The 12863-nt window shown below is 43.6% G+C and carries 10 protein-coding genes; all 10 read right to left on the bottom strand.

The window, feature by feature from the left end; all coding sequences use genetic code 11:
• Positions 1–2 precede the first annotated feature (2 nt).
• Positions 3–1706: a CvpA family protein gene (locus LU279_RS04280; protein ID WP_274421329.1), complete on the bottom strand. Its 1704-nt coding sequence runs from the start codon at positions 1704–1706 to the stop codon at positions 3–5.
• Positions 1707–1859: 153 nt separating this feature from the next.
• Positions 1860–3416: an ABC-F family ATP-binding cassette domain-containing protein gene (locus LU279_RS04275; protein WP_274421328.1), complete on the bottom strand. Its 1557-nt coding sequence runs from the start codon at positions 3414–3416 to the stop codon at positions 1860–1862.
• A gap of 255 nt (positions 3417–3671) precedes the next feature.
• The gene (locus tag LU279_RS04270; RefSeq protein ID WP_274421327.1) at positions 3672–4487 is read right to left on the bottom strand and encodes an acyltransferase domain-containing protein; all 816 of its coding nucleotides are present in this window, start codon (positions 4485–4487) and stop codon (positions 3672–3674) included.
• 1 nt (position 4488) lies between these two features.
• On the bottom strand, positions 4489–5757 hold the full coding sequence (locus tag LU279_RS04265) for a Gfo/Idh/MocA family protein (RefSeq protein ID WP_274421326.1): 1269 nt from the start codon (positions 5755–5757) through the stop codon (positions 4489–4491).
• Between the two features lie 20 nt (positions 5758–5777).
• Positions 5778–6635, bottom strand: a complete 858-nt coding sequence (locus LU279_RS04260; RefSeq protein WP_274421325.1) for a carbohydrate ABC transporter permease — start codon at positions 6633–6635, stop codon at positions 5778–5780.
• Positions 6632–7564: a carbohydrate ABC transporter permease gene (locus LU279_RS04255; RefSeq protein ID WP_274421324.1), complete on the bottom strand. Its 933-nt coding sequence runs from the start codon at positions 7562–7564 to the stop codon at positions 6632–6634. Before LU279_RS04255 ends, LU279_RS04260 begins: the two co-directional genes overlap by 4 nt.
• A gap of 82 nt (positions 7565–7646) precedes the next feature.
• Entirely contained in the window at positions 7647–8927 is a 1281-nt protein-coding gene (locus LU279_RS04250; RefSeq protein ID WP_274421323.1) for an ABC transporter substrate-binding protein, read from the bottom strand.
• Positions 8928–9079: 152 nt separating this feature from the next.
• Positions 9080–10339 (bottom strand): ABC transporter substrate-binding protein, encoded by a 1260-nt coding sequence (locus LU279_RS04245; protein ID WP_274421322.1) that lies wholly within the window; start codon positions 10337–10339, stop codon positions 9080–9082.
• Positions 10326–11090, bottom strand: a complete 765-nt coding sequence (locus tag LU279_RS04240) for a response regulator transcription factor (RefSeq protein ID WP_274421321.1) — start codon at positions 11088–11090, stop codon at positions 10326–10328. Before LU279_RS04240 ends, LU279_RS04245 begins: the two co-directional genes overlap by 14 nt.
• Positions 11078–12859 carry a sensor histidine kinase gene (locus tag LU279_RS04235; RefSeq protein ID WP_274421320.1) on the bottom strand — a complete coding sequence of 594 codons (1782 nt, stop codon included), beginning with the start codon at positions 12857–12859 and terminating at the stop codon, positions 11078–11080. Before LU279_RS04235 ends, LU279_RS04240 begins: the two co-directional genes overlap by 13 nt.
• Between the last annotated feature and the right edge of the window lie 4 nt (positions 12860–12863).

Below are 12863 nucleotides of genomic sequence, written 5' to 3'. Positions count from 1 at the left end.
ACTCAGGATTCCTCTTCTCCCAGAGCTGCGGTATCGTCCCCGGAACTGCTTCCGTCAGTTTCCACGCTTCCCTCAGCGCTTCCCGCATCTCCTTTCACAGAAACCACACTGTTTGCAGGCTGCGCTTCGTTATAGGAAATCGTGATCCTGTCTCCTACATCATACTTCACAATTCCAAGAAAATCGGTGATCGGTACATCAAAGATCAGATCTTCATGATCCTCAAGTACAATATAATAATGAGTATTTCCATCTATGACTCCCTGAGCCATTCTTCTGATCTCTCCGGTGATCTTTTTCGTATCTTCTCCTGCCACAGCCGCACCGCTGCCTTTGATCATTTTCAGATACTTCTTTTCACACTCCTGAACTGTATCTCCAATAGCAACATTCTGATATTTCTGAATGTTCAGCATAGCATATTTTTTCACCAGACCTGCATTGTCCTTCAGAGCAATAAAATAGGTTGGCTCATCTGCAATATTCAAGAGCAGCGGGAATGTCGCTTTATAACCAAGGTTCTGAACCTGCCCCTCTGCAGACGCCATTGCTGAGTACTCCTCGGCTCCCGGGATCTCATAATACTTTGTTTCCTTTGTTCTCTGGTTCATCATTACAAAACCTACATTGGAACGGTCACCGCTGACAGAGGTAACACCTGTATACACCCATACGTCATCATTCAGCGCCAGATAATTGTAGCCTTCTGTTGTTTTCAGACAGCCCTTCTGGCCCAGAACACTGTTTAAAAATCCATGGATTAGAGTACCGTGATAATCATAAAGCTGTACAAGCAGATCTGCCGGATAAACACGGTCTACCCAGGTAGGACAGTCCTCAACTTTATAATCCACACACTCTCCTGTAACAGCATTGCAGAGAACTACTCTTCCAATAGTCTGCCCGCCAAAAAGTCCGATATTAAACTTTTTCACCGGGCATACCCAGTAAGGAGTTCCTTCTTCATCAATCTCAAAGCTGAGCTGATCAAAAATGTAAGTAGGATACTTGAATCTCAGATGTCTGTAAATATTCCGGTTAAAATATTCTGCTTCTGAGTATTTAATTCCTTTTTCCAGTTTTACAAGTTCTGTATTCTGTGTTGCCATATCAATGGTAATATAAGCCGGAATTCCCTTGCTCATATTAGTCAGCCATTTGATCGGGCTTGCATACACCAGAGGTGTCACACGAACCGGACGTCCCTGATAATTAATCTGAGAATAAAGATCGCTGACTTCAAACTGAGAAACCATGTCCACCATGCTTCCCATTTTACGGTTTCCCAGAAGAGCTGCAGATTCCTTGTCCAGAAGCGGAATCTGATCGTAGTTGATCTGTTCAATATCCTCCGCAAAATTTCCTGTTTCCGGTACCATCAGATTCCGGTATTTTTTTGCATTAACAATGGGTGAGGAAAGAATACTGCCTGCAAAATAAACAAGCACCAGAAGCACTACCAGTCCTATTCCCAGCTTTAAGATTTTTGAACTTTTGACTTCTTCTTTGGAATGGATTCCTCTTCTCCCTCCATAAAACAGCAGTCCCAGCACGACCAGTGCGATCAGAAACATCCAGAATCCACTGGAATGAATGTTCACAGCAGGAATTGCCACATAGTAGTACACAGCTGCTATAACAATTACCGCAAGCACTGCCAGAAGCTTTCCTTTTTTGCCGGAACCTGCTCCTTTTTTCCTGTACATATATTTCCTCCTTATCTCATCGGTTCTGTCCTGATTCTTCCTGTAAATCCACCAGGCAGCTCTCCGATTTTCAGGATATTGTATCACCTTTTACCGGAAAAGTCATTGGGTATTCTGTAATAAAGAAAATCTTTATATAATCTTTATATGCTTTTACAGCACCTTCGTGGTCCACTTGCTCATATCCCACACCTGGTTTACCACATCCTGATAAAATTCCGGCTCGTGGCAGATCAGCAAAAGACTTCCTCTGTACTCTTTCAGGGCTTTTTTCAGCTCGTCCTTGGCATCCACATCCAGATGATTGGTCGGCTCGTCCAGAACCAGGATATTCGTGTCACGGTTCACCAGCTTACACAGACGTACCTTCGCCTGTTCACCGCCGCTTAAAACCCGCACCTGACTTTCAATATGCTTTGTAGTAAGGCCGCACTTGGCAAGAGCCGAACGGATTTCGTACTGATTATAAGAAGGAAATTCCTGCCAGAGTTCCTCAATACAGGTATTTTTATTATCGCCCTTTACTTCCTGTTCAAAGTAACCGATCTCCAGATTTTCTCCCCGTTCACAGGAACCGGAAAGAGACGGGATCAGCCCCAGCATACTTTTCAGAAGAGTCGTTTTTCCGATACCGTTAGTTCCAACCAGCGCGATCCTCTGACCTCTTTCCATAAAGAAATTCAATGGCTTTGACAGAGGCTCGTCATATCCGATCACCAGATCATGTGTCTCAAACAGCATTTTTCCCGGAGTACGTCCATACCGAAAATTAAATTCCGGCTTTGGTTTTTCCGCTGCCAGCTCGATCACATCCATCTTATCCAGCTTTTTCTGGCGGGACATTGCCATATTTCTGGTGGAAACACGGGCTTTGTTTCTTGCCACAAAATCTTTAAGCTCACTAATTTCCTGCTGCTGTCGGCGATAGGCCGCCTCAAGCTGCGCCTTTTTTACTGCATAAACCTCCTGGAAATGATCGTAATCTCCCACATAACGGTTCAGCTCCTGATTTTCCATATGATAAATAATATTTACCACTTCATTCAGAAACGGAATGTCATGAGAGATCAGGATAAACGCATTTTCATAATCCAGAAGATACCGTTTCAACCATGCAATATGCTCCTCATCCAGATAGTTGGTAGGCTCATCCAGAAGAAGAATGTCCGGTTTTTCCAGAAGGAGCTTGGCAAGCAGGATCTTTGTCCTCTGACCACCGCTGAGATCTGTAACATCTCTTTCCAGCCCAAGATCAAGAAGCCCCAGAGCCCGGGCAACTTCCTCAACTTTGGCATCGATCACATAAAAATCATGAAGAGTCAGTTCATCCTGAATGGTTCCCAGCTCCTCCATAAGGTCATTCATTTCTTCCTCTCCGGCACTTCCCAGCATATCGCAGATCTCATTCATGCGCTGCTCTTTCTGAAGAAGAGGGTCAAAAGCAGACTTCAGAACATCACGGATCGTCATTCCTTTTTCCAGGACTGCATGCTGATCCAGATAACCTGCATGGACATTTTTTGCCCACTCTACTTTTCCCTCGTCCGGCATCAGCTTTCCGGTAACAATATTCATAAAAGTAGACTTTCCTTCTCCATTAGCCCCTACAAGACCAATATGCTCGCCTTTCAGCAGACGGAAAGATACATCCGAAAAAATCGCCCTGTCTCCAAAGCCGTGTGACAGGTGTTCAACATTTAATATGCTCATAAACTAAAAATTCTCCCTGATTCTTTTTGTTATGTTTTTTGCAGGCTCTATACCCCTGCAACATCCATTTCTATCCTGCTCTTATCGCAGAGTTTCGCTTGATATTATAGTATCTTTGATAATAAAAATCAATCAGGAAGAACTCCAGAGCATAAAAACCTACAGAAGAACTCCGGAGCATAAAAGCCAGTCAAAGAACAAATGCTTCATCTCTGTGCTGATATATTATTTTTAACAGCGCCTGTTCCGGACCGTTTATATCAGATCTTTCAGAATTCCCAGTCCGCTGCCAAGTTTTCCTCCCTTTTCCAGGTACTTTTTTGCCTCTTTCTGAAGGCGGGTATATTCAGGATATCCGGACGGATCATCCAGCAGCATCCCAAATATCCTTTCCTCTCCTTCCCGATATTTATAATCGGTACCTGCTATATCAAACAGTTTCTGAAACCTGCGGATATTAGATGTTTCTCCCAGTAAATTCTGCAATCCGGGATAAAGAAGCCACGAATGACATAGGTATGGTACTGCCATTTTCCAGAATTCCTGTCCTTTTTTTAATGATTCCAGACACTTCTCCTGTGTAATAGGATCTCCTTCCGGAATGTGGATACTGATTACCGTATCCCCTTTTTTTACAGAAGTTCCATTCCATATAAATTCCCATTCTGAACTCATACGCTCAAACTGAAATCTGCCCAGACGAAAAAGTGCCATTTTTATATGACGCCACAGCCATTCATATTCCTGCAGACCATATTCTCCATACCGCCTAAAACATACATCACACCATAGAGAAATATCGGAGAAAGTGTCAAAAAACACTTTTTCTCCGATATTTCTCTGTTGATATTCCTCATAAGTTTCACAGGCAAGCCTGCAGTAATAATAAAGAAATCTCTGTCTGTATCCCGGAGCTGCTGAAATTTCCCGGAACATTTTTTTCTGATCCACCCAGAACACTTCCCGAATATACTGATACCGTATTTCAGAAATTTCCTCATCCATTTTTTCTACAACCTGTAGCGCTTCCGGAGCCAGCCTGATCCCCCGGCAAAACTCTTTCAGTTTCATATTACTTTTCCTCAATGTCCTGCCGGAACTGTTCCAGATCTACTGTCCTGCCGGTCACTCTGGACTGCTCTGCAGCAAGCGCGATCAGATGGCTTTCTACCGATACGGAGGCGCCTGACCTTACTTCCTCGCTGTCTTCCCGAACATATTTCACAAAATCCTTCATCATATTTGTGTCACTTCCACTGTGTCCTGTAGAAGGTGTGTGAAGCTGGATCGTTTCCTTTTCCCCGGTTGAAAAATTCCGCAATTCTATGATTCCCTTTTCCATATCTCCGGAAAGTTCTCCGTCTGTTCCCATAATATGGATTCTTCTGGCACAATTCTCTGTAAACGCACACATGGTCATGTTGACTGTTACCTGATTCTCAAATTCCAGATTCACTACCTGATGATCCACCACATCATTGTCGCAGTGGAATACGCAGCGTCCGTAAGGCCCTGTTTTCAAAGCCTGAATCACGGATTCTCTGTCAGTTTCTGTAGATACAGCATAAATCAGGCCGTCAGCCTCTGCTTTGGGATGCTCAAAATAAAATCCCGGCGCATAAAAGGCACATTCATCCCTGTAAGGACATCCATCCAGACATCTCTCCGGAGCGCCTTCCGGAGCATTTTCTTCTTTAAAATATGTAAGGTTTCCAAAGGAACTTACCTTTTGACAGGGACTTCCCACCAGCCACAAAAGAATATCCATATCGTGGCAGCATTTCTGAAGGATCATCGGGCTTGTCTCATCTGCTCTTCTCCAGTTGCCCCTTACAAAGCTGTGAGCATGATGCCAGTATCCTACTTCTTCAATATGCTGAATACTAATCATTTTTCCGATTTTTCCTTCACTCAGCAGTTCCTTGATACGCGAAAAAAATGAAGAATACCGCAGAACATGACAGATCATCAGGATTCTGTTATATTTTTCCGCCATTTTACCCATGGTAACGATCTCTGACGCATCCGGTGACATTGGTTTTTCACAGAGAACGTGATACCCCTTTTCCAGTGCCTTTGTTACAGGCTCAAAATGCATGGTATCCTGCGTACACACCAAAGCGCAGTCTGCCATTTTTTCTTCTGAGAGAAGCTCTGCATAATCTCTGTAGCACCGTTCTGCCGGAATATCATGAAGCTTTGCAATGGCATTTCTTCTCTCCTCATCCGGCTCTGCCACTGCCACGATCTTCATATCCTCCGGATGAGCTTCTGCATATGCAGCATAAACCCATCCGCCACGAAGTCCTGCACCGATCAGGACTGCTGTAATCTGTTTCATTATATTTTACCTCTTTTCTCTTAGCCTTTTACTGCGCCGCCGGAAAGGGCTTCTACGAAGAACTTGCTGAATACACAATAAAGAATGACCGGCGGAAGAATAATGATCACCATAGCGGAAAACAGACCGTTATAGTTTGTCCTGAAGGAAGTTGTAAAGGTGGAAAGAAGAGCCGGAACTGTCAGCTTTTCCCTGTCAACAATCACAAGAGAAGCCCAGTAGTACTCATTCCAGTTATTAAGGAAGGCCAGCACTGCCGCAGTCATGATTCCCGGTCTTGCTATGGGAAAGATCACCTTCCACCAGGTCATGGCATAGCCGCAGCCGTCAATTCTTGCCGCCTCCTCCAGCTCCGGAGGAATATTGGCATAATAGTTTTTTATGACAAAAAAGCTTATTGCAATACCGCTACATGCATAAATAAAAATCAGTGCGCCTCTTGTATTGTAAATATGCATTTTGTTTACCAGATTATATACCGGATAAGTCAGAGCTGTTGCCGGAATAAACATAGTGGAATAAAGAATAAGATTCACCAGTTTTTTTCCTTTAAATTCCATTCGCGCCACCACATAGGCAGACATGGAGATCATCAGAATGCTCAAAACTACGGAAACTCCTGCAACAATCATGCTGTTTCCAAAATACCGCATTACATGCAGATCCCGGAAGGTGGAAATATATCCGTCCAGACAAATAGATTCCGGAAGCTGGAATCCCGGTCTTGCCAGGGGATCTTCTTTAAGACTGGACAGAACCAGCCATATAAGAGGTACAAGCGCCACCAAAAGAGCCCAGCCAAGGCAAATATATGTAATAATCTTTGTGCCACGGGACATGGTCTGCACCTTTACATGAGATTTTGTTTTTCTGCTCATTTCTGTCCTCCCTTTCTGCTGCGTCTTACACCTCTGAAAATACCACTGTACAGAAGATTTACAATAACAATGATCACCATTCCTGCAAGTATCTGGACTACCGCTACAGCATTAGCCCGGCCAAACTGGGTCCTGGTGCTTGTAATTGCAAGCTCTCGGATCACATAGCTGATACTGTAGGTTCCTGCTGCTCCCTTTGTCAGGAAATAAACCTCATTATAAAGAAGGAATCCTGCTGTTGCAGCCAGGATAGATACCGTACGCAGAGTATCCTTGATCATGGGAACCGTGATATACAGATCCTGACGAAGACCGCTGGCCCCGTCCAGCATGGCAGCCTCTCGGACATCTTCCGGAATTGCCATAATATTTCCCAGGATCATCAGCGTGGTGGTTCCTGTAAAAAAGATATACGCACAGGTCATGGCAATAAATGCCGGTCCCTTAAGAAGCAGAATATTTTCTGTAAAATCCGGCTTAAAAAGCCTGATCACAGGGTTTACAACTCCATAAAGCGGGCTGTAGAGCTGAAGGAAGATCATACCCATTGCCGCTGTAGAGATCATATTCGGGATAATGTAAACGTTTCTTACAAATTTTACACCCTTTACCTTCCGGGAAAGAGCGATCGCGATCATTGTCGCTATAGGAATCTGTACAAATACGCCCAGAAGAGCCCAGATAGATGAATTTTTCAGTGCCTCCCAGAAATAGGGATACAGCTCAAATATATACTTATAGTTGTTCCACATATCCGCAAATCCAAAAAACTCCGGACTTGTGATATTTGTGTAATCCCATTTACAGAATGAAGTTACAAAAACTGTCACAATGGGATACAGATAAAATAGTGCAAAGGCGATCAGGGTAGGGGCGAGAAACGCCAGAATAAACCCTTTTCTTTTCCAGCCCCGGTGCTTTATTTTCATGATCGGTTTCCTCCTTTTTCCTGCTGTGATGAGAAGGAGGCGGCCTCAAGCCGCCCCCTGTCTGTACGGATTTCGCCGTTATTTATGCAACCAGAGCTGTCAGCTCCTGTTTTAACTGTTCAAAACGAGCGTCAATATCTGTTCCTTCTACTGCACATTCCATCAGTGCGTTGATAATAGCGCTTCCCACATCAGATCCCCATACGTGGTTGAGGTCTTTTACTACAGTTTCTGCAGAATTTACCTGTGTGCAGGCTTTGGCAAGCTTGACTGTAATGGCATCGCCGCTCTCCTCTGCCAGAGCGTTCAGATCCAGTGTAGTATTGCATGGATTTGCCTGTACGCCTGTAAAGATCTTTGCCTGTACTTCCGGACTTACCATATAAGCAAGGAATTCAAGAGCCAACTTTTCTTCTGCTTCACTTAAGTTTGCAGAAACAGAGAGTCCGGAGCCTGCTGTTATAACAGAAACATTTCCCGGGAATACCTGGGATTCCACCTTATCTGCAAGGTTTTCATCAATACCGCTGGCATTCCATACACCATTAAAGAGAACTGCTGCTTTTCCGTTCTTATTGAAATCATCCATCAGATTTCCTACATCCTCTGTAGTATGGTCAGAGCCATTTGCCTGATCAAGCTTTGCCGCTGTCTTAAATGCTTCTGCAAATGCATCGGATTCAATTCCCTCTGCAGTCAGCTCTCCCTCCAGAAGGGCTCTTCCCTCTTCTGTAGAACCAAGAATCGCATTAATGATGTAGCGGGATCCCTGTCCTGCCGCATATCCATACATATCTCCTCCCAGCTCATGAACTTTGTCCATAGCTGCTCCGAAGCTGTCCCAGTCCTTAAAGGCATCCTCTGCTGTAATTCCGGCTTTTTCAAAAACTTCTGTGTTATACCACAGTCCGCGGCTCTCAAGCTGATCATGAACCGTATAAATATGTCCGTCCACATCATTCTGTGTGTAGTTCAGACCTACCGCATCCTGCAGATTATTTTCATCAATATACGGTTTCAGATCAAGCACCAGTCCCTGGCTGATAGCTGCCAGTGAAAGAGGCTGTCCGCAGTCAACCATATCCGGGAAGTTTCCTCCTGCTACCTCAGCGCTTACGATCTCATCTCTGTTCTCCACAGCAATCGGCTCGAATACAACATCCCCGTCTGCATGTTCCTTTGCAAACTCATCATAAATATCTCTCATAACCTTTGCTGCAGGCCACTCGCTCTCATCATGATAATATCCGTGGTAAAATTCAAGTGTTTCCTTTTCATCTGCAAATGCAGTAACGCTTGTACCGACTACTGCTGCCATTGTCATTGCTCCTGCAAGAAGAATGCTGATCGCTCTTTTTTTCATTCCTTTTCCCTCCATAATTGAAATACTCTCTGTTTTGTGCAAGTTCACTTAACATGTCTGTATTGTATCTCTTTTTATGGTTGTTTTGAATGAAGTATATTGACAGTTACTCTGTATTATTTTTACTTTTTCCACAAAAATATGGATTATTTTTACATCAGAGAATGAATAAATTCTTCATCTGTTATTTTGTTTTCCAGAACATCAAAAATACCTTCCATAAATTTCTCTCTTGCGCCTGAATTCCAGATATTATTAGGAACCTGTATTTTCATTTCTGCTGATTTCACTCTGTCTGCAGCTGCAGCAAACCGCTCCATCCCTTTTTCATAGTCCCGAAGCTGAATATGAGGATTGGCAGGCACCTGCTCTGTTTCCTGCAATATCCTTTCCTGTACAGGTTCGCTGAGCATATATTTCAAAAAACGGACACTGGCATTTTCCTTTTTTTCATCTCCGGTGCTTCCCAGGATATACCCCAGACAGGTAGATTCACAGGAAATACTCTCCCCGTTCTCTGCCGGTATCAGACTATAGGAAGCAGAAATTTCATCTGCTATCATAGGAGCGCCCCATATTCCATTGACATACATAGCTGATTTTCCCTCATTAAACATATCTGTTTCATCCCGGTAGCTGTAATTCTCCTGTACTCTGGAATATTCATAAATCTTCCGAAGTATAACAAGCGTTTCCTTCACCGCTTCCTCCTCCAGCAGAAGGCGATGGTTCCTGATAGCCTGTCCGCTTACGGAATCCTGTCCAGCAAGAAGATGATCCATAAAATAAAGATATGCCTCAGAAGACATCTGCAGGCATTTCACACCGTTATTTTCTTTTTGTGCCCAGGCCTCAATAAGACCGCAGGTTTCCAGAAATTCATCCCAGGTTTCCGGCAGCTTCTCAACTCCCGCTGCCTCAAAAATATCCTCATTATACCAGTAGCCTCCGCTTAAAAGCAGAACATCTGACACAGTAAACAATTCCCCTTCCGGAGTGGTCCAGAAATCAATATTGGCAGGAGCAAGACTTTCGGCAAATTCCCTGTCCTCACTGATATAGGGCATAAGATTAAGAGCCAGATCATTTTCTGTCATAAAGCTGTAGACGGTATCCTTTCCTGTGCCTCCCAGAAAAATAATATCCGGAACTTCTCCTACTACAAGAAGATCCTCCACCTTGCGGACCATTTCACTTCCTGAGGGCATGGATACCAGATTCAGCTTTACGTCCGGATTTTGTTTCTCAAAATCCTGGTATATCTGGCGCATGGCCACATGATCCTCTTCAGTGGTTCCCCATCCGTGGATCAGGGTGATCTCCACTGGTTTTTTCTGCTTTTTTCCACATCCCGAAGATACAACTGCCAGTGTTATACACAAAAGAAGCAGACATATCCTACTTTTCCTCATGAGTTCCTCTTTTCCTGTTCTGATATTCTCTTGGAGACATACCGGAATATTTTTTAAACACTCTGGAAAAATATCCGGTATCATCAAATCCCACTGCCTGAGAAATCTCATAGATCTTACGGTCCGTATCCTCCATGTATTCCTTTGCCTTTTCTATACGTTTTTGGAGTACCACATCAAAAAGATTCATGCCGCTTTCCTTTTTGTAAAGTCGGCTCAGATAACTGCTGTTGGCATGAAGCTCCTGGGCAATGTCATTTAGCGTGATCTTACGGCTATAATTACGCTGGATATAATCATTTACCTGCTCATAAAGTCCTTCCGCCTCTTTTTTTCGGGGAGGATTCACAAATTCTTCTTCCAGCTCTTTTTTCTGTTTTTCCAGCTTGCCTGTCACCTTCTGGACAGCAGGAGGAAGCTCCTCCAGAATCGAAAGCTTCAGTACATAATCCGCCACATCATAACGAAGCGCAGTACGAGCGTATTCAAAATCTGTATAGGCGCTTAGAATAATCGTCTGGATTTCCGGATACTGTTCATAAATATATCTACATACCTCCAGACCGTCCGCCTCCGGCATCCGGATATCCGTAATGACAATATCAGGATGTTCCTCTTCAATGCACTGGATCAGTTCCCTGCCGTTATTAACCACACTGATAAGCTCACACCCCATTTTTTCCCAGTTCATCAGCTTTTTCAAAGCGGTTCTCAAATACGCTTCATCATCTGCCGCTGCTACACGCCACATATACTGCTCCCCCTTTCCACCGGAACGATAATCTCAACTTTCGTTCCTATATTCTTTTCTCCCGTAATTTCCATACTGTAACTGTCATGGTACAAAATCTTTAGCAGACGTTTCATATTTGCAAGTCCTGTATGAGTATGCGAAATACCATCCGTACCTTCCATATCGCCGCTGTCCATGTCTTCTCCGTTTTTTTCGTATCCTACTCCATTATCTTCTACAATAATATGAAGTTTTTCTTCTTTTTCAAAAAGCCTGATTCTTACAAGCCCGCTTCCACTTTTGGGTTCCAGTCCGTGAGATACTGCGTTTTCCACCAGATTCTCTATTAAAAGACGCGGGATCTTTAATTTTTTTACGTCCTCACTTCCATATTCAATCTCATAAGAAAGCTGGTCCCCAAACCGGCTTTTCTGAAGATACAGATAAAAATTAACCAGCTCCATCTCCTCGGAAACAGGTATCCGTATTTCCTTTTCTCTGAAAATTTTACCTTTCATAAGCCCGGAAAATGCCTGTAATCCCCGATACAGCTCTTCATCTCCATCCAGCTTCGCCCGAATACTGAACATTGCAAGGATATTGAACTGAAAATGAGGGTTGATCTGAGCCTGAAGATATTTCGTCTGAGATCTGGCAGCCAGAAGCTGTTTTTCATAAACCTGCTCAATAAGGTATTGGATCCTCTCTGCCATCTCATTAAAGATCACACTGATCTCGTGAATCTCTGAAATAGAAGAATCCTCCATTCTGACATTCAGATCTTTTTTACCAAAGGCTTTCAGATTATCTCCCAGTGTTTTCAGTGGTCTTGTAAAACGGTAACTGATTCCCAACATTACAATCGCAATAAAAACCAGCGCCAGAAAAATAACCACCAGAAACGTAAGCATGGTAGGCTTCAATATCACATAAATATTGTTCATACCGATTGAAACCGCCACAGAGGTTCCAAAGCCACAGCCCCCGGAAACACTGAGAGTCCGAATACCGTTCAGTTTCGTTTCTCCCGAAAAATTCGGAGCGAGCTCACAAATCTCCCGGGCAGCTTTTTTATCTCCGCCCCATGCCAGAATATTGTTTCTGTCAGAGTATACGGCCCAGGTTCCATTGCTGTAGTTTTCTATTTCATCAAAAATATCTGCTACAGCGGCTTTTCCTATTCCAAGGACACAGATTCCAAGTTCTTCCATTGCCTCGTCATAAACACGAAAACAGAGGTTGATCTCATCAGCCCCTGAAGTCATATCATATCTTTTTTCTGTTGTACGGAATTGTCTCATTCTGTCCAGATAGGCCTTTTCTCTGTCTCCGGCTGCTGCCACTGTCATGGGATAATAATGTTCGCGGATATATTCGTCTTTTCCATTAAAAAGACAGACACTGGTCACAAACGGAAGCTGCTGATCCGTCATATTACGGTCAGAAAACAGTTCCATACTATATGAAAGCTGTTTTTCCATTTCTTCCCGGTCCGTCCACTCCCCCTCAAAAAACTTCCTGAGAGTGGAGTTATGACGGATCATTACAGCGCCATCCTGAATAAACTGCATTTTATTCTGACAGTCCTGTTCTGTATTACGGAGAATATTTTCCATATCCTCTCTGATATTTCCCAGAAAAAACACAAAAAACATAATGATTATCACGGTTCCGAAAAGAACAAGGGCTCCAACGGAAGTAGCCATAGTAAGAAGTGTGATTTCTCTGTTCAATGTACGTTTCTTTTTTTCTGCTGCCATATCTCCCTCTATCTGAATTTCTGCCATTTTC

The organism is Blautia sp. XA-2221 (assembly GCF_028767025.1).
GTDB lineage: Bacteria > Bacillota > Clostridia > Lachnospirales > Lachnospiraceae > Blautia_A.
The sequence above is the reverse complement of the archived record's forward strand: the minus strand, read 5'-3'. Positions and strand labels throughout refer to the sequence as shown.